This window comes from Aeromicrobium sp. JP4, assembly GCF_054957925.1.
On record NZ_CM143290.1, the window covers coordinates 41,314 to 58,161 of the forward strand.

A 16,848-nucleotide genomic window follows, 5' to 3' on the forward strand; every position below is an offset into this window, starting at 1 on the left:
TGCTACAACTATCGTGCGCCGAGTAGCGACGGACTATCTCCTGACGGTGCGTGACTTGGACGGGAACGTCCACACGGTTTCCTTGAAGGTGATCCGATACTGGAACCTCTTCTTCGCTTTTGCCTTGAAGGTGATCGTTTTTCCCTTTGGCGCCCGCGCCGGTTTCACCGTTTTCCAAGGCCCGCGTCCGTTGGCGGCGCGCCGCTGCAGCTTGAAGTATTTGTCCTGTCGAGCTGCCTTCGTCAGGCCAGCGGTAGTGATCGGGTTCCATCCGTAGCCGATGGCGTAGTACTGGGGCTTGGCCTTCACCGTGACGGTCTTGCCATTGCGACTCGCCGTCACCGCGGTGATCCGCGATGCCTGCTTCGCGGCGTAGTGGCCGCGGGAGTAGTCCATGAAGGAGTCAGCGTTGTAGTCCTCGTCCCAGACCGAGATCTCCGTCGGGCCGAGGCGGAACTTTCCGATGCCGTCGAGGTAGGGGCAGTGGTAGTACCTGCCGGCCAACCGGCCGGAGCCGGCATAGTCCAGGGAGACGGACCCCACGTTCTTCCCGCGGCTCCACACCTCGGTATCCACGCTGAGGATGTCACCGTCCGTGAGGTTGGTGCGCGCGGTGACCTTGACGTAGCGACAGGAGTCACTGTTGATCACGCGATCCGCCGCTGTCAGCCCCCAGACGTCGGGGTAGCCGTCATAAGCGGAGGCAGGGGAAGGGGACAAGGCGACGAGCACGCCGGCAAGAACCGCGGCGGCCGTCGAGAGAATGGGGAAGCGACGCACCGGTCGAGCATATCGACCGGAGGCTCCGCGTTATCCGGCGGTAGATCACTCAGAAGCTCGAAGCTCCACGTACTGAATCGCTCGAGCGGACACAGCTGAGCCGGGGGTCGGGAGCGGATAATCGTCCGGGGCCTTGTCATTCTCGCTCGTGCTCCATCACGCGGGCGTCGGCGTCGACTAGATCCGGCCGGGCTTGTCCTCGCCGTCGGGGCCTTGCGGTGACGAGTCGGGCAAGTCTGCGCTCGAGAGTGCTGTGGCGGCTCTGACGGCGGTAGGACTGATCGATGGGCAATTCGGATCACATCTCGGGTGCTGGCCGGTCGAGAGGGCACTGAGGCGCTTGGAGCGTGCGCGCCAGGTCTCGGGCCAGGTCGTTGATGTCGTGCAGACTTGCGGTCTGGGCCTCCCACTCGCCTGGGTTCACGCCAGTGGTCAACGCGACCGTCATGAGTCTGGCCATCGGGTATCCCTGCGGGTCCGGGACTTGGTCGAGGGCGCACCATGCTTTGGCGCCGTCGCCGCTGAGCCAGCTGGCGAAGCTCAGCAGTGACGCCGGCGCGGCTCGCAACTCGTCGGGCGCCCGCCGGGTCAGGTTCGTCCACAGCGCCACGTGCGACTGGGCCGTCTTGCGGGTCACGTCCTCCCACATGCCGTCGCGAATCGGAAGTGCCGTCACGGCCAGGAGCATCCGTGCGGCGTCTGAGTCGTCGAGCTTGTTGCCGTCCGCGTGGAACCGATGCAGGCGCCCGAGCGCCCAGGTGCGCTCGGCGGGGGGAGTGCTTGCTGCAGCCGCAGCTCGTGCCGTCGGCACGAACTGGGCGACCGGTTCGCGGTCACCGATGAGCGAAGCGGCCAGCGCCGTGCGGCTCGCCACGGGTTGCGCGTGACCGCCGGCGACCATCTGAGCGTCAATACGGGTGCGAGCTGCCGCGGTGCGCATACCGGTCTCGCCCCGGTCGAGATCACACCAGCGGTCGGCGTTGGCCCACAGCCGCAACGGGGACATCACGCCCACGGACTTGAGGCGGTCACGGAGATCCTCGCTCGCAACTTCAGCTTTAGCCCGATCTGCGGTCAGACAGATGATCGCGGCCACGGCTCCCGACCGTGCATGGCGTCCGAGCGGGACCTCGAGTGACTCCCACACGGCCTCACGCGCCGCGAGGGACGTCGGCAGGTCGACGCGCACCCTCGGCAGCCCCGATTCGAACGGATACAGCACCAGCGACTCCTCGGGCGTGAACCCGAAGAGGTGCGGCACTGCCGCAAGCAGTTCGTCGTGCGAACGTACCGCGATCCTCATGGTTGGCCTCCTGCTCAACGCGAGACGGATGTCTGGTGCCGAACAGGTGCGCCAGCGATGGCGCACGCAGGAGGGGTGGAACCTCGGCGACGCACCTCACAGGTGAGGAACTTGCGGAGTCAGAGCGGGCCAGCAGGTGACCAGGGTCACGGGATCGGTCCCGGCACGCGAGACAGGAACCAGCGAAGCGAAGGAGATGGACGATGGCGACGACGAAGAACAAGAAGCTGCCGGTGTACGTGAGCTTGGAGGAAGCGGCAGAGATCCTCTCGGTCTCGACCAAGACCATCCGGCGACGGATCAGCGACGGAACGATCCCGGCCTACCACTGCGGCCGACGTCCCATCAGGATCCGCCTGGAGGACCTCGAAGGAGCCCTTCGGCGCATCCCGGCAGTCGACTGGTGAGGGTCAAAACGGGCCACTCGGCGACAGTTCCTGCCCCACGTGTGCCCCACGGAGCCAAAATGAAAACCCCTGAAATCACTGAGATTTCAGGGGTTTTCGTGTGTGGGCGATACTGGGTTTGAACCAGTGACCTCTTCCGTGTCAGGGAAGCGCGCTACCGCTGCGCCAATCGCCCTTGATATTCAGTTTTCCGAGAGGTGGGTACGGGATTTGAACCCGTGTAAACGGATTTGCAGTCCGTTGCCTCGCCTCTCGGCCAACCCACCGCAGATGGGTCTGCCGAGACCCTCTCCGAGCGGACAACGAGATTCGAACTCGCGACCCTCACCTTGGCAAGGTGATGCTCTACCACTGAGCTATGTCCGCAGCGACCGATTTCCCGGCCGACAAGAAACATTAACCGATGGGTCCGGAGCGCACCAAACCGGGTCGGCATAAGGTCGGGGCATGAAGGCGTGGGTCAACGGTCAGCTGCTGGAATCTCCGCACGATCGGGCGCTCAGTGTGCTCGATCACGGTCTCGTCGTCGGCGACGGCGTGTTTGAGACGGCCGCCGTGATCGACGGCGAGCCGTTCGCGATGACGCGTCATCTGGACCGGCTGGTGACGTCGGCCGAGGGGCTCGGCATCGGCCGGCCCGACGTCGAGGCCGTCCGCGAGGGGATCGCGGCGACGATGTCCGGCCAGGAGCTGCCGTTCGGACGAATCCGCATCACCGTGACCTCGGGTGAGGGTCCGCTCGGGTCGCCGCGGGGGAGCTCCGGGCTCACGCACGTCGTGGTCACGGAGCCGGCCGACCGTCCACCGCCGGTCAGCGCGATCGCGACCGTCCCGTGGACGCGCAATGAGCGCGGCGCCCTGGCCGGGCTCAAGACGACCTCGTACGCCGAGAACGCCAAGATGGTCGAGTACGCACGGGCCCGCGGCGCCTCCGAGGCGGTCATGGCGAACACCCGCGGCGAGCTGTGCGAGGGCACCGGCTCGAACATCATGTACGTGCTCGACGGACAGGTGGTCACGCCGACGCTGGAGTCGGGCTGCCTGGCCGGCATCACCCGGGCGCTGGCGCTCGAGTGGCTCGCGGGCGAGCTGGACGTCGTCGAGCGAGATGCGCCGCTGGAGGTGCTGTTCGAGGCCGACGAGGTGATCCTCGTCGGGACCACGCGCACCATCCAGGCGATCAGCCGCGTCGACGACCGCGAGCTGCCCGCGCCCGGCCCGATCACCCAACGGGCACAGGAGATCTGGCGCGCGCGGGAGGCCGAGTCGACCGACCCGTGACGACACCCTGGGTCGGTGTCGGTGATCGTCCCTAGTGTCGATTCCGTGACCTCGACGACCAGCTCTGCCGGATCCGCCGACATGCTCCTTGCCTGCTTGGAGGACGCCGAGCGAGTTGTGGTTTCGACCACCGATTCCAAGCTGGACAAGCTACGTGCTCTCGTGGCCATGCGCGAGGTGCTCGATGCAGCGATCGAGGAGCGTCTCGGAGCTAGCGGGCACACCCTGCAACCCTGACCCCGTCTGCGAACGACCACCCCTATTCGTGCCGCGCTGGGAGTGTGCGTTAGTCTGGTCGTCGCACTCGGGCGATTGGCGCAGTGGTAGCGCGCTTCGTTCACACCGAAGAGGTCACTGGTTCGAACCCAGTATCGCCCACCCGAGAAATTCCCCGGACTCCCAGTGATTCCGGGGAATTTTCTTTTGTGGCGTGTCCAATACGTGTCCAATGATTCGCTCGGACAGGGCGCTCTTGGTAACTCAAGCAGCCCTCACCGCGCTTCGTCTCAGCCATGACGCGGTGACCTTCACCAGCCGACGCTGGGGACGCGGCGCATCACGGACTCGACGTCCTCCAAGCGGATGCGGATGTGCCGACCCCCGCATCTGTACGCCGGGATCGTGCCGTCGCTGATGCGCCGTCGAATCGTTTTCGGTGACATCGACAACATCGTCGCGGCCTCGGCCAGACTGATGTAGGTCGGGATATTGCGTGTGGTGGACATCAGAAACTCCTTCTTGTCGAGAGCGGTATCTGCCCGCACGTCCGTCCTTCCGGTCGTTCCATGGCCGTACTTGGCGATTCGTGGCAGCGAGAGTCCGCACTTCCTAGGTGTTCCTCGTGGTCGGTCCTCAGAGCCCGATCGCGCGGGGGCGGCGGTGGTCGGCGTTGAGCGCGTCGGAGATCTCGCGTCGGCTCCGGTCTGAGGTCGTGCGCCGGGGCGGGTGCGGGTTCGTGGGTCGGCGAAGGATCTGCCGGACGGTGGTCAGGAGGGCGGCGTGCACGGGGGACGTCAGCGGGACGAACTCCTCCTGGCTGAGTTTGACGAGGCCGGACGAGGTCGGATCGATCTGGGGGAGTGGGACGCGGACGAAGTAGAGGTTGTGCCGGGCGCCGTCGATGATGATCTGGCGGATGCGGCCCTCGACCGCGGCGAACAGCTGGTCGAGTCGATCCGCGTGTGTGACGTCGACGATCGGTGCCGCGGCGAAGGTGCGGGCGTGGTGCGCGAGAGCGGAGGCATGCCCGGCGGCGGTCTGTCCGTCGCCCAGATCTCCGGCCAGGTCGCGAGTGGCGACAACCAAGGTGTGGAACGTCCGGGCGCGGGTGCGCCACGCGGTGGCTCGGACGGGGTCGAGCGCGGCGACCGCGTCTGCTGCAGCGTTCGAGATGATGCGTTGGGATTCCATCACGATCCTCAGGTGGTGCACGGCCGGGAATTCCGTCAGTGCGATGAGGACGTTCCCGGTTCCCTCGATGGCGCCTGCGACACCGGGTGGCAAGGTGCCTCGGGTGGGGCGGCCGCGGGGCCGCCACCCCTGCTGGTCGACCGTGTGGTCGAGGTCGTGTTCCAGCTGTAATAGGGCGCATTCATCGGCCGCGTGCAGGAGGCGGTGTGGCGCTGCCAGCGGCTCCCACGAGGGGATGAGTCGGTATCTGCGATCCAGCGAGATCAGCGCCCGCACCACGGTCGCGGCGTCTTGGATCACGGTGACGCACTGCCCGTCGGTGAGGTGGCCGAAGTCGACGCCGCTGTCGAAGTCGTGTTCGCCCAGGCTCGCCGCCCGGGCGGCTCTGCGCCACGTGTCCACGAGCGGGTTCCCGACCGGCTCGGTGAGCTCGTCCAGCGTCGGCAGGCCGACGGTCGACGCGGCGATGGTCAGGCGGAGCCGGTGGACGAGTTCACCGGCGGTGTCGCGGTCGGCGGTGGTGCCGTCGTGGAAGCGGCTGCGGCTGGTCGCGGTGACGGCCTGACGGCACCAGACCAGCACCGACTGGCGGTACCTGCGGATGCGCAGACCGTGGTTTTGGCGGTCGGTCGTCGTGGTCGCGTCCGGGGCCGCAGTGGCGTCGTCGAGGCGGTGCTGGATCCGGTGGTGCCGCAGCAGGGCGGCCAGTTCAGCCCGCAGGGCGCTGCTGTTCGGCCCGTACATCAGGGTCGGTCCTGGTCGCGGGCGACCACGAGCATGTCGAGCACGAGCTCGAGTTCGAGCGGGTCGATGCCGAAGGCGGCGAGGTCGTCGATGGCGGTCTGGGCGATCCCGAACAGGACGTCGCGGGCCGTCTGCGCCGGTGGGGTGATGCCGGGTGCGATTCCGGCGTGGATCCAGTCGAGCTGCAGCAGGACGCGTTCGTACTCGACGGCGGCCGGGGTGTTGTGGGCCCGGTCGGCGAGCTCGGAGATGGCCGACCGGGCCTGCGCCAGCGTGATTGCGTGAGCCAGGAGCATGAGGATTCCTTTCGGGGCGAGGGGATGTGACACGGTCCGCCGGTCGCGGGGGCGTGGGCGAGCCCGGTCGCGACGCCTGTGGATGGGTTCACCCCGGCCGGTGCTTCGGTGGTCAGGCGGAGGCGGCGACGTGGGTTTCGATGCGGCGACGTGCCGCGACGTCCTCGATGATGAATTGAGTGAAGTCGGCGGCTCGGTCCGTGATCACCACCTCCAGGGAGGTGACGTGCGCCGGTTCGCCGGGCCAGGCGGTGTGGCGGGTGGGCCGGTCGCGGTCGAGTTTCGTGCCGCAGGTCGACGTCCACTCGCGAAGCCGCTCGCGGGCGTCGTAGAAGTCGCGCATCCACTGGTGAGGCGCCGACGCGGAGGCATCCGGGTGGTAGGAGTTGAGCCAATGCTGGTGCAGCGCCGACAGCTCCCACACGAGTTCGTCGTGGCGGTGCCAGAACGGCGGGACCACCGTCGGCGGCAGCCCGAACGACTCGCGCAGCCAGTCCACCCACGCGTTCAGGTCGAGCCACTCGGCCCTCGCCTCGTCGGCGGTCAGCAGGTTCCAGTTCAGCGGCCGCAACGGCTGGTCCTCCCACGGTGGCATCAGATCCGCTTCGGAGTCCGGATCGTCGGGCTCGGCGAATGGGAGCTGCCCTTGGGTCGTGCGTCCGAATCGACTGCTCATCGTTGACATCGGGTGTCAGAGGCCGATGGCGTTCGCGGGCGCGTTCGCCACGCTCATCTGGTCCGCAGGCGGGTCGGGTTGGCGCTGCGGGTCCCGCTCGACCGTGTAGCTGGTGCGGGCGGTGTCGTGACCGATCCGGCGCGCGACGAACTGCTCGACCGTCTCGGACCTGCCCAGACGCTCACGCTCGTAGGTGTGGATGTATCCCGAGGCGACGAACTGATCGCCGACGGCGAATCGGTCGTAGGCGCGCTCGGCGGTCTTGTTGAACATCACCAGATCCGCGTACACCGGGTCGAGCCGGGTGAAGGAGCCATCGCTCTCCTTGCGGAACTGTTCCACCCCGATCCGTGCGTAGAAGCGGGCGGCGCCGGTGCCGGTGATGCTCAGATCCGGTGCAGTCGCGATGAACCCGTGCAGGCTCACCTGGGTCGGAATCGTCATGGTGCTCTCCTGCAGATCAGGGCGAGATGTCCCTCGCCATCACCTCCTAGGTGTGACACCGCGGACGCCCGGCGCGTGACCCGGCAGCCATGGGAACATACGTTCGATCAAGGTCTACCCTGAGGGCGTGGGAGCGAATCCGGGACGGCGGGACTCCTGGCCGCCGTACAAGTCGATCCGGGTCGTGCTGGTGCGACGCGAGCGGTTCCTGCAGCCCGCACGTGGCCTGGTGATCGGCTGGCGACGCCGCCGCCGGGGCGGCTGGGACGCCAAGGTCGTGTTCGTGACCGAGGACCCGGGCGCCGTCGCGGCCACGCTGGGACTGCACGTGGACTGGATCGACTCGCGACGGCTGGTGCCGGTCTACGTCGACCCGAACGACGTGCCACGCTCACCGTGCCCGAATGATCCGTCCGAGGACGATTACTGAGGTGCCCCGCGGCGCAGGACCGCCTCGACCTGCAGGCGCTGGTCACGGACCGCGGCCGCATCACGGCGAGCGGTCCAGGCCCGCAGATCGGTGACCACCGGGGGAGCCGAACGCAGCAGCACGAGCGCGGTCCCGAACGGCAGAGTGCGGATGACCTCCGGCGGCATCACCGGGACACGGCGGGTCGAGCGTTGCACCGAGCGGGACCCGTAGTCGCCGACCGAGATCGCGTCGGTGTGTTCGTCGCGCTCACCTATGAGCGCGGACAGGTCACGCAGGTCCGAGGCCGATGAGGTGCCGCCGAGGATGATCTTGACGATCGCGGCGTCCCAGATCGCGCCGGCGGCGTGGTCGCCCCACTTGTCGCGCGCCTGCGACAGCGATTGCAGCACCGGCATGGTGGTGATGCCGGTGCCGCCACCTTCGGCCATCAGCACCGGCAGCGACGGCAACGGGGAAAGGTTCCCGATCTCGTCGAGCGCCAGCAGCAGCGGCGGATCCAACCGTGCTCCGGGCGAGGCCGCGGCGAGGTGACGGGCGGTCTCGGCGAGGTCCTCGATGAACGCCGCGACCAGTGACCACGACGCGCCAGCACCGGCACCGGTGGCCAGCAGGTACAGGGTGCCGTTGCTGGTGAGGAAGTCGACCGGGTCGAACTCCTCGTCGGGGCCGGGTGTCACGGTGTCCAGCACGCGCGGGTCGGCCAAGCAGGACAACGCCAGCGAAACGCCCATCCAGATCGAGTCGCGGGTGCGAGGGTCGGCGTGGATCATCGACTCCAGCGAGTCCGCCCAGCCCGCGGCCGCACCGGGGTGGCTGGACAGGATGGCCACGGCGTCGGCCGCGGCTGACGGTGACAGCGTCCAGGTGAACAGCTCGCGCGGCGTGCGGTCATCCAAGGCTGCCGCGTGCAGGAGCGCCTGCAGTGCCGTGCGGGTCTTGCCCTCCCAGAACCCGCCGGACTCCACCCCGCCGGTCGACAGGCCGGTGGCCGAGGCAAGCCCTGTCGCGCGGATCATCGCCGTCAACGGGTTCTCGCACCCGCGCACCGGCGACCACCGCAGGCCTGATGGCAGCCCGTCGGCCAAGCGTTGCGGGTCGAACACCGCCACGGGACCCCGCTCTTGGCGGGCGGTCAGGGTGGCGGCGAGGTTGTCCGGACGGGTCGCGGTCGTGATCACCGCACCCGGAGCGTCGAGGATCGCGTTGACCACCACATGCAGGCCCTTGCCGGACCGCGGTGGCCCGAGCACCAGGATCGAGTCCTCGACCGACGCCCACACCTGACGGCCCCGCGACCGACCCACCAAGTAGCCGACGTCGGACGGCTCAGCCTTGACCAGCGACGGCCGCAAGGCGTGACTGCGCCGCAGCAGCGCCCGACGAGACGCTGCCGACTTCACCTCGGCGGCGGTCGCGATCCCGGCCACCCGCGTCGGATCGGCCGCAGTGCGGTGCCGCCACCTCTCGACCCGCAGCACGAGTACCACGGAACAGCACACGACCATCGCGGTGAGGAGCACCACGACCAGCCAGTACGCCCACGCGTTGAGCCCGTCAGCCCCGAGCGCCGCGCCGGGCTCGGCCGGGTCGGCCAGAACACCGAGTCCGCCCCGCCATCCCGCCGCGGGATACGACGCGCCGGTGACCCACGCGGCGACGGTTCCCGCCAGCCGCAACACCGCGGCGACCAAGCCCACGCCCGCGATCGCCATCAGGCCAAGGTTGACCAGATCATCGTCCACCCGCCCGACGCGCGGGTTCACGCCGCACCCGCATCCGCCGGCGTGGCGGTGTCGGCGCTGACGACGATGAGCTGATCGCCATGGCTGGACAGGAGCGCCGGCGGGAGCCGCACACTCGCCGTTCCGGTGCCGTCGGCGACCAACTCGGCCACGACCGCCGCCACCACGACCCGCTCGCCCGGCGCGAACCCCGCCCCGCAGACGCGGCCGACAGGTGCCGCCACGGACGGCGCAGCAACGGCGGCGGGCGCTGCGTCCGGTGCCGGCGGTGAGATGAAGTCGCTGAACACCGACCCGTCGACCTCCCGCACGTCCACGCGAACCACGGTGCCGACGTCTCGCGCGATGTCCTCCACGACCCGCCGCAGGTCGGTGCGCCCCAGTTCCATGTCGGCCGAGTAGGGCTCCCGATCCAGACGCACGTCCAGGCGGCCGTGCTCGTCGATCGTCACGTCGATCTGCGGCAGGACCACCGGCACCTGCAGGGGCGGCGCTGCGCCGCGTCGGTAGAAGGGCTTCGACCTGGTGTTCACAGTCCCGCCGCCTCTACCGACCGGCGGGTCACCGTCTCGACACCGCGTGCGGGCCGAGCCGCCGCGAGCGCTTCGCGATCCAGACCGGGCGGGTTCCCATCACCGACCTGGCTCGTGTCGAGCCGGTCCAGGATCGTCACGGCGGCCGTCCGGACCCGCTCGGCAGTCGACTGGACCACCTCGACCGGGGGCTTGCCGTTGACGCTCGTCGCCCACGACGACACGTAGGGGACGGTGTAGTCGCTGGTGTCCAGGCCGTGGGCGGCGGCAACCATCAGTGCGACCGACTCAGCCTCGACCTCCGCGATCCCGCGATGCAGGGCCGCGTCGGCGTTGTCCGGGCCGTGCAGCACCACGTGCCCCAACTCGTGCGCGAGCGTCTTGACCTGCGCCGCGTCATCCATGTCCGTACGGACCGAAACCTCACGCGTCGTGTAGTCCGTCAGGCCGTTCGCGCCGCCGATCGGGACCGCGTTCGACACCAGCCGCAACCCGAACCCCCGCGCCGTGATCTGATCGGCCAACCCGTCCCACAACCCGGCCGGCGCCAGCCCCGTCAACAAGGTCGGCCGTGGCCGCTCCGGCAACGGTGCGCCGATGGTCTGCGACACGTCCCACACGTACGCCGGGCGAAGACCCACCAGCTTCGAACGCGCCACCTCGCCGGCCGACGGCCGTTCCCCCCGGGCGAGGCGCCGCCACGAGCTAGCATCGCCCGGTGTCACCGACGCGAACCGGGCGGTGACCGGAGCCAGGATCGAGTACCCCGACTGACCCTTGTCCACATGCCGATCCAAGGTCGACCACTGCTTGAACCCCGCCACGTACGTCGGCATCGGCTCAGGAACCCGGCCGTCGACGAACGCCCGATGGTGTTGAACGCAGATCAGCATCGTGTTGTTGAACGAGCGCGCCCGAAACCGCGCAGCGAACTCCAGCGCCCGCTTCCAGTCCTCGCTCGTGACCAGGGCGCCCACCGACTCGGCCAGCCGCTGCTGCAACGACTCGAGCCGCGCCTGCCGCGCGCCGGCATCCCTTGAACTCGCACGCATCGGCCCCCACCCTTTCGATCGTGTCTGATCGCTAGGTGTGATGCGAACTACGACCTCCGTCGACGAAACCGGGAATTGGACGGCAGCGTCCCTCGGTTCGAGATCCACGGCCGCTTCTGCGGGCACGGCCTAACAGGGCAAATGCGGAAAGACGCATGATCCGCGTGCTCGGGCGGTCTGGATGAACTATCAGCGGGCGCCCGTCAGGCCGCGTGAGCATTAGGCTCCGAACGTCCGAGTGAATACGAAGGGATTTCCGTGCCGTCAGTGCTTGCGTGTGTCGTAGCGGTCTATCAGTTCTCGAACTGGTGGGGGAAGCTGCGCTCCAGCAACTCACGCGGCACGATTGTCTCGACAAACCAGTACAGATCTTGATCGCCGTCGGGACGCTCATCCAGGCCGCCGCACATGAGAAGGTTCGGCGTTTCGTCATCATCCGGCGCTTCTGGCACGAGCCCGTCGGGCGCCGGTTCCGCCTCGAGCGACCGATGAAACGACGAGACCGTGAGGTACATGCCTGCTTCATTCTGAAGTGGCCCGAGCCGCGCGTTGTCATCAGCCGTTCGCTCGGCGCTTGGCCAGTACGGCTCGGAAAACGAGACGACCACGTCGAGGTCCCAAGCGCTCCCCGGCGCGAGGGCGGCATTTAGAGCCCTTCCCTCTCGGCCGGCGGTAAGGGAAGGAAGACCGACTCCGGCGGATGCCGCGGCTAGGTGTTGCGGTTGCTGGAGAGTGGGCATCCAGCGGAGGCGGCAAACGAGGTAGGCATCGTCCGCGACCTTCACCCCAGCGAGCGGGAGCCCGCCGGCTGGAAACCCGTGTTCTACGAGTTGTCCATCCGAGCGCTTCTTCGCTGCCTCGTTCTCATTGATCTTGATGTGAAAGCGATGATTCGGCTTGCCGGGCCATGGCCCATGAAGTGAGAGGTGAAGGACGTTGCCTTTTCCTTGGCCCACTGGCTCGAGGTAGAAGTCGTTCTTCTTCGTCTTGAAGCTCCAGCAGGATCCGATCGGATGATCACTGCCGTCCGTCAAGGACACGAAAATCTGCGTAGCCGTCACGGCACCCATCGTAGGGCGGGCGTCACTTTCTCAGCTTCGGTCGTCGCGGCGACCGTGGGTCCCGCCCGGCTCGCGGTGAATTGCAGCAAGCTCTGTTGTCCCAACCATGCAGCAGTCCCGTTCGATGCGGCCGAGAACCGCGTGGCTAGGAACTTGGTCGGTCCACTAGCGGGCACGGTAACGGCGACGTGGCGGACGGATTGAAACTTGGGCCTGTGGCCTGCGATGCGAGCCATTCCCATAACTCGCCGAAAGCGCTGCGTAGTTCAGCCAGCGGGACCTGGCCGGCGACAAGAAAGTCCTCAGGTGTGAAGGCCCAGCCGAATGGCCACGCATCAGGGTCCACGTCCCGCAAGAGTGCGCCCGATGTGCGGCGTCCGCGCCCGCGTCCGATCGACTCTTGCGTCCAGTCGTCCCAGTGCTCAAGGACGTCACGAAGAGTCCGGATCTTGGCGTTCAGGCCCCCCTGCAATTCACCCAGACTCGGGTCAGCCTCAAGAACACGTACCAATTGACTACCGGCCGAGACTAAGAAGAACGATGCGCCCTGGATTCGAAACACGGCGCACTCATACGAACGCACCTCTACGTCGGTCGCCACCGCCCAACGCTCCATCGGGTTCGACCGACGGGCCGTATTGAGAGCTCGCCGGGCCGCGTAGAACTCTTCAAGCGCCGCATCCACATTCTTCACGCTCTCGTGTGCCACGAACGCCCACTGCTTGAGCACGGGGTACACGTCATCGACAGGTCTGATCTCGGTCACCGGCACAGACTAGGGGTGGCAGCACCTCCAGCGGGTTTGTCGGCTCGTCCACCGTGCCAACGCGCTGGAATGACGCGCTGCATCCGACTGACCGTTGTGACGCGGCGCCACGAAATCAGCGTAGATCGGTCGCCGAAGAGGGGGTGACGATCCGCGAATTGTCTGACGGGTCGGGCGGAGGGAGGGTTCCCGCGGGACTCGCCGGTGCTCACCCGCGTCCTGTGCTCGATCAGCCAGCGTCGAGGCAACCTGAGGTAGCGGCGCTTCATTGTCGCCCTCTTGAGCCAGTCGCAGGCATCTTCGACTGCTGCCAGACCGGGTCTGATATGGCCTCAAAACCAGCTCGCCCACCAGCTAGAGAGATGGAAGCTGATCCAGTTCGATCCCCAGTTCCATGGGCAGATCTTGATCAAGGCCGCGGTAGGCGGCGCTCAGCCGCCACGACAGAAGGAAACTATGGATAGCCAATCTGGAAACTCGGTACGGGAGTCTCGCGTCCTCGTGACCGAACCCAGTCACGCGCCCCGAATCGTCGCGCTGCAAAGACTCGTAGACAAGGTGCGGGGTGGGGTGGCTTGCATTTGAGAGGAACGCATACATGCCGCTCGTGTTCCAAGTACTCCCGGTCGCCCTCGTAATGAATGTCAGGCTCGCCTCAAGTCCGGGGTGATACTGATGCCGAAGTCGAAGTTCAGTACTCGATCGAGAACCGCAGACGGCGCAGGTGTGTGATCTCTCATCGGTCTCAATCTCCGATGGGAAGAAGAGGGACGGGATCTCCCGTTTACGCAACTTGTGGACCACGCTGCCGAACTTCGTCGCATCAGGGTGCTCTAGCTGAACCGCTGCAGTCTTGCGCCGAGTCGCGTCCCTTAGCTGTGCCAGCACGACTCTTGCTGCGCGGTCACGAACTGACTTCAGATTAGGGTCCAGAAGCCAAAAGACGTAGCCCGTTATCTCAAAGATCGATCGAGCGATCGGCGTCGGGGCAAACAACACTTCGCGGTTCCGAAGCAATAGGCGCAACGCTTCGAGGTATTGGCCTGCGAGGGAGGTAAGCAGCAGACAAGATTCAGATGCGTATCCAGCTGGAGACGAGGTCCAGTATCGCGTGGAACGTACAACCCGAGTCTCGAGCTCTATGCCCGTCCAACGCTTCTCCATCTTGACGGTTCCTGGGCCGTACTGGCGCGCGAGCTGCCCCTCCTCGAATCGCAGCGGGCTGTCATCCCTTGGCTTCCAATCCGTCGCGAAACCAAAGTCACTGTAGTGATCGAGCACTTTGTCGATGTGATTCGACGTCGAGTCCAAGATGAGCGCTTGATCGCTGCTTACGTACGCACGAGGGCGAGCCTTCACGGGTTAGTCCTTGCAGTTCGTTTGACGTTTCCGGCTGCTAGACGATTCCAATACAACCGCCGCTGGTGTCGTTCCCGAATCGCGCGTGTCACGGCCGATTCTGTTCCTTGTCGCAGCCTCCGAGGATGTCCGCAAGTGGGCCTCAGTGCAACCTACTACTCGATTCAGCCTATTTAGGTCCACTGCGAAGCCCGCCGCATGAAGTTCGCGAGGTAATTGCAGTTGCCAGCCACCTGCCGGGTCTAGAGCGACATATCCGACGCCGAGAATCTTTGAAGGAGAGTCCACGCCCGCAACGTCATCCGAGTAGCGACGCGGCCTACAGTCCACGCCTGTCTTATCCGATGGGCGACCTCCCATAGACCGGCGGAACGGCACGGGCCCGGCCTCAATCGGCGGATTGATGCACCAACCGTGGCATTCACGTTGAGGACACATTCGGAAGAACGAACCTGGGATGCATTCGTGTCGTGCAGCAGAGTTCCCACCCGGCGACACCGAGGGACTATGGGACTGCGCCCGTCGTGGTCTGCCTCGGCGTGGGTCGATTTCCGCGCACGACTACCGTGACCACGTGCCGGGTCTCCCCACCAGCCAGCACTTCGTCGACCCATACCGAGTTCGTCAGCGACGGCACACCGTCAGAGTGGTCGGTTAAGTCGAGCACCAGCACAAGAGAGACGCGCGGACCACCAGCGGAGTAGGCCGCGGCTTGGCCACCATATGCCGCGTGTAGCGCCGCCCGAGAAGCATCTGACAACTCACGCTTCACCTCTATGACGAACCTGTGCGATCGGGTTACCGAGACATCGGCACGGCCAGCAGCGACATCGCGCTCTTCAAGGCGTGTATAGGGCCGCATCGGCGAGTTCCCGAGCCACCGGTACACGTCCTTCTGCAGGAAGTCCTCACCGAACGGCGGATCGCCCTTCTCTGGTGGGAACAGGTACGCGATGTCCTTCCTCCAGCTCTCGCGGCCCGCATTGACACGGTCGGCGGCGAACCGAAGGACCGCAGTCACGACCTCGATGAGCTCTTCCCGAACTGTCCCACTGAAGTCCTCGCAGTTCGCGAGACTATCCGCGACCGTGCCAAGCAAGCCGTCTACGACAGGGTCCGAAGATCGAGCAAGCGCACGCGCCCGCTCTTCGGCCTCGTGGTTGAAGAACGCGACGACTTCGGGCAGGTCGTCGACCGCGCGCGCAAGGACGTCAGCGCCCTCATAGTCCGCGTCGACGCCGAGCGCGGCGGCCAACGCGGGCGCGGAGCTCCACACTTTTCCCACCGCATCACCACCCGCCGCACCACCAGCGTCCACCGCCTCGAGGAGGCTCCGCGCATCCTCGATCTGGGCATCAGGCACATCGCCCGCAGCGAGAGCCGCTCGCAGATGCTCGAGCAGACCCTTCTGCGCTAGGAACGCCGCACGCACGGGTGGCTCCAGAACAACCCGAAGGCCGTCCGACGAGATGATAGAGACCGACCGAGACGCCTGGTACGCAGCGAGAACCTGCGACAAGGTTTCCGCAGGCTCGCGCCACGCCGCCTTCCCCAACTCGGGAACTGCCGAGCGCAGTGTGTTCGCCAACGCGAACCACTCTGCCTCCGCCAGCCGCCGCGGAGAAGCCCAGCCGCCCATCGCAGCCCTGCTCGAGAACGCCGCTCGGCGACCCAACGCCTCCGATAGATCCGTCATAGCCTCCACCGGATCAGCCTGGGCACCAGTCGGAGCTGCACTGAATGCGACTACCACGTCCAGCGCGGCGCGATAGATGGTTGCGTCGTCACGCGCCTCCTCCGCAGCCTCCACTTCAGCGAATCGAGCACGAGCTTCCCCCAAGCCCTGCATCACAGATTCGACCGAGTTGGCTTCCAGCGCCGACCGGAGCATCTGCTGGCCCAGTTCGAACAACGCATCCGCCTCAGCGGCGGGATGCTCCAGCAGCGTCATGAGCACCGCCCCCAGCGTGTCCTCGCGCCACTGGTCCATCGCCAGTCCGATAAGGCGTGGTAGGCGCTCCAATAGGTCCGCGGAGTCGCCCAGGGTTACCGACGCCATGAACGCCATTGCGCGGAACTTTCCAGTCGCCTCGGTCAGGCCGAGTCGTGTCAACACCTCTAGATATGCGTATGCCTGCAGACCCTGGGTATCGCGGGTCGCTTCCACACGTACAGCCAACGCACCAGCCAACGGCTTCCCATGTGCTGCAAGGAAGTTCGGTGAGGACAGCGCGACGTCCGCTGCGTCCATGAACATGACGTTTTGCAGTCCGGGAAGCGCCTCGGCGAGGGCGGCAAACAGATCTCCAGCGTGGGTATCGCCGGCGCGGGCGGCAGCTTCGGCCAACGAAGCGAACTCCGGTGCCAGAACCTTGACGGCCGCCGCGACCTCTGACGTATCGTCCAGGTCGGCCTTGTCGACGCGGGCGTAGAGGGCATCACCGAACGCGGTCAACCCGGCTGCGTCCGAGGCGTCAGGCACAGCGAGCACGCCAAGAGCTTCAATCAATGACATGACCTAACCTCCCGCCCACTCGCTACCCAAACTCATACCTACCTCG

The 16,848-nt window shown here is 66.5% G+C and carries 17 protein-coding genes and 4 tRNA genes; 5 read left to right on the forward strand and 16 right to left on the reverse strand.

All coding sequences use genetic code 11. The features are described from left to right. Positions 1–33 precede the first annotated feature (33 nt). Both ACY1JX_RS00200 and ACY1JX_RS00205 read right to left on the reverse strand, forming a co-directional pair. Positions 34–780: a hypothetical protein gene (locus ACY1JX_RS00200; RefSeq protein ID WP_462564779.1), complete on the reverse strand. Its 747-nt coding sequence runs from the start codon at positions 778–780 to the stop codon at positions 34–36. Between the two features lie 298 nt (positions 781–1,078). After that, positions 1,079–2,149, reverse strand: coding sequence for a DUF4192 domain-containing protein (locus tag ACY1JX_RS00205; RefSeq protein ID WP_462564780.1), 1,071 nt, complete (start codon positions 2,147–2,149; stop codon positions 1,079–1,081). Positions 2,150–2,286: 137 nt separating this feature from the next. Here ACY1JX_RS00205 and ACY1JX_RS00210 point away from each other — a divergent pair, with 137 nt between their 5' ends. Further along, entirely contained in the window at positions 2,287–2,490 is a 204-nt protein-coding gene (locus tag ACY1JX_RS00210) for a helix-turn-helix domain-containing protein (protein ID WP_462564781.1), read from the forward strand. A 103-nt stretch (positions 2,491–2,593) separates the two neighbouring features. On the opposite strand, the gene ACY1JX_RS00215 is transcribed toward ACY1JX_RS00210, so the two are convergent. The 3 genes from ACY1JX_RS00215 to ACY1JX_RS00225 form a co-directional block, all read right to left on the reverse strand. After that, a tRNA-Val gene (locus ACY1JX_RS00215) sits at positions 2,594–2,665 on the reverse strand. Positions 2,666–2,685: 20 nt separating this feature from the next. Next, a tRNA-Cys gene (locus tag ACY1JX_RS00220) sits at positions 2,686–2,756 on the reverse strand. A 28-nt stretch (positions 2,757–2,784) separates the two neighbouring features. Then, a tRNA-Gly gene (locus ACY1JX_RS00225) sits at positions 2,785–2,856 on the reverse strand. An 81-nt stretch (positions 2,857–2,937) separates the two neighbouring features. On the opposite strand from ACY1JX_RS00225, the gene ACY1JX_RS00230 reads away from it, so the two are divergent. The 3 genes from ACY1JX_RS00230 to ACY1JX_RS00240 all read left to right on the forward strand — a co-directional run bounded on the left by ACY1JX_RS00230 (position 2,938) and on the right by ACY1JX_RS00240 (position 4,149). Further along, positions 2,938–3,771 carry an aminotransferase class IV gene (locus tag ACY1JX_RS00230; RefSeq protein ID WP_462564782.1) on the forward strand — a complete coding sequence of 278 codons (834 nt, stop codon included), beginning with the start codon at positions 2,938–2,940 and terminating at the stop codon, positions 3,769–3,771. A gap of 45 nt (positions 3,772–3,816) precedes the next feature. Then, positions 3,817–4,008, forward strand: a complete 192-nt coding sequence (locus ACY1JX_RS00235; protein ID WP_462564783.1) for a hypothetical protein — start codon at positions 3,817–3,819, stop codon at positions 4,006–4,008. Positions 4,009–4,077: 69 nt separating this feature from the next. After that, positions 4,078–4,149: transfer RNA gene (locus ACY1JX_RS00240), tRNA-Val, on the forward strand. A 149-nt stretch (positions 4,150–4,298) separates the two neighbouring features. Here ACY1JX_RS00240 and ACY1JX_RS00245 read toward each other — a convergent pair. The 5 genes from ACY1JX_RS00245 to ACY1JX_RS00265 all read right to left on the reverse strand — a co-directional run bounded on the left by ACY1JX_RS00245 (position 4,299) and on the right by ACY1JX_RS00265 (position 7,341). Then, the gene (locus ACY1JX_RS00245) at positions 4,299–4,496 is read right to left on the reverse strand and encodes a helix-turn-helix domain-containing protein (RefSeq protein WP_462564784.1); all 198 of its coding nucleotides are present in this window, start codon (positions 4,494–4,496) and stop codon (positions 4,299–4,301) included. A gap of 127 nt (positions 4,497–4,623) precedes the next feature. After that, complete coding sequence (locus tag ACY1JX_RS00250) at positions 4,624–5,925, reverse strand: hypothetical protein (RefSeq protein WP_462564785.1); 1,302 nt, start codon at positions 5,923–5,925, stop codon at positions 4,624–4,626. Next, on the reverse strand, positions 5,925–6,221 hold the full coding sequence (locus tag ACY1JX_RS00255; RefSeq protein ID WP_462564786.1) for a hypothetical protein: 297 nt from the start codon (positions 6,219–6,221) through the stop codon (positions 5,925–5,927). The genes ACY1JX_RS00250 and ACY1JX_RS00255 overlap by 1 nt, the downstream gene beginning before the upstream one ends. A gap of 112 nt (positions 6,222–6,333) precedes the next feature. After that, complete coding sequence (locus tag ACY1JX_RS00260) at positions 6,334–6,897, reverse strand: hypothetical protein (RefSeq protein WP_462564787.1); 564 nt, start codon at positions 6,895–6,897, stop codon at positions 6,334–6,336. 15 nt (positions 6,898–6,912) lie between these two features. Beyond that, positions 6,913–7,341, reverse strand: a complete 429-nt coding sequence (locus ACY1JX_RS00265) for a single-stranded DNA-binding protein (RefSeq protein ID WP_462564788.1) — start codon at positions 7,339–7,341, stop codon at positions 6,913–6,915. Positions 7,342–7,468: 127 nt separating this feature from the next. Here ACY1JX_RS00265 and ACY1JX_RS00270 point away from each other — a divergent pair, with 127 nt between their 5' ends. Further along, entirely contained in the window at positions 7,469–7,771 is a 303-nt protein-coding gene (locus tag ACY1JX_RS00270) for a hypothetical protein (protein WP_462564789.1), read from the forward strand. Here the strand turns inward: ACY1JX_RS00270 and ACY1JX_RS00275 are convergent. From ACY1JX_RS00275 to ACY1JX_RS00300, 6 genes are all read right to left on the reverse strand, one after another. Beyond that, positions 7,765–9,537 carry a type IV secretory system conjugative DNA transfer family protein gene (locus ACY1JX_RS00275; RefSeq protein WP_462564790.1) on the reverse strand — a complete coding sequence of 591 codons (1,773 nt, stop codon included), beginning with the start codon at positions 9,535–9,537 and terminating at the stop codon, positions 7,765–7,767. The genes ACY1JX_RS00270 and ACY1JX_RS00275 overlap by 7 nt on opposite strands. Then, positions 9,534–9,989: a hypothetical protein gene (locus ACY1JX_RS00280; protein ID WP_462564791.1), complete on the reverse strand. Its 456-nt coding sequence runs from the start codon at positions 9,987–9,989 to the stop codon at positions 9,534–9,536. Before ACY1JX_RS00280 ends, ACY1JX_RS00275 begins: the two co-directional genes overlap by 4 nt. A 56-nt stretch (positions 9,990–10,045) precedes the next feature. Then, the gene (locus ACY1JX_RS00285) at positions 10,046–11,209 is read right to left on the reverse strand and encodes an ImmA/IrrE family metallo-endopeptidase (RefSeq protein WP_462564792.1); all 1,164 of its coding nucleotides are present in this window, start codon (positions 11,207–11,209) and stop codon (positions 10,046–10,048) included. 185 nt (positions 11,210–11,394) lie between these two features. Next, on the reverse strand, positions 11,395–12,162 hold the full coding sequence (locus ACY1JX_RS00290) for a hypothetical protein (protein ID WP_462564793.1): 768 nt from the start codon (positions 12,160–12,162) through the stop codon (positions 11,395–11,397). 145 nt (positions 12,163–12,307) lie between these two features. After that, positions 12,308–12,928, reverse strand: a complete 621-nt coding sequence (locus ACY1JX_RS00295) for a hypothetical protein (protein WP_462564794.1) — start codon at positions 12,926–12,928, stop codon at positions 12,308–12,310. Positions 12,929–14,792: 1,864 nt separating this feature from the next. After that, the gene (locus ACY1JX_RS00300) at positions 14,793–16,802 is read right to left on the reverse strand and encodes a hypothetical protein (RefSeq protein ID WP_462564795.1); all 2,010 of its coding nucleotides are present in this window, start codon (positions 16,800–16,802) and stop codon (positions 14,793–14,795) included. Positions 16,803–16,848 lie beyond the last annotated feature (46 nt).

Coding starts and splice junctions, on each gene's coding strand:
- ACY1JX_RS00210 (WP_462564781.1), top strand. CDS start 2,287: ATGGCGACGACGAAGAACAAGAAGCTGCCGGTGTACGTGAGCTTGGAG.
- ACY1JX_RS00230 (WP_462564782.1), top strand. CDS start 2,938: ATGAAGGCGTGGGTCAACGGTCAGCTGCTGGAATCTCCGCACGATCGG.
- ACY1JX_RS00245 (WP_462564784.1), bottom strand. CDS start 4,496: ATGTCCACCACACGCAATATCCCGACCTACATCAGTCTGGCCGAGGCC.
- ACY1JX_RS00250 (WP_462564785.1), bottom strand. CDS start 5,925: ATGTACGGGCCGAACAGCAGCGCCCTGCGGGCTGAACTGGCCGCCCTG.
- ACY1JX_RS00255 (WP_462564786.1), bottom strand. CDS start 6,221: ATGCTCCTGGCTCACGCAATCACGCTGGCGCAGGCCCGGTCGGCCATC.
- ACY1JX_RS00260 (WP_462564787.1), bottom strand. CDS start 6,897: ATGAGCAGTCGATTCGGACGCACGACCCAAGGGCAGCTCCCATTCGCC.
- ACY1JX_RS00265 (WP_462564788.1), bottom strand. CDS start 7,341: ATGACGATTCCGACCCAGGTGAGCCTGCACGGGTTCATCGCGACTGCA.
- ACY1JX_RS00300 (WP_462564795.1), bottom strand. CDS start 16,802: ATGTCATTGATTGAAGCTCTTGGCGTGCTCGCTGTGCCTGACGCCTCG.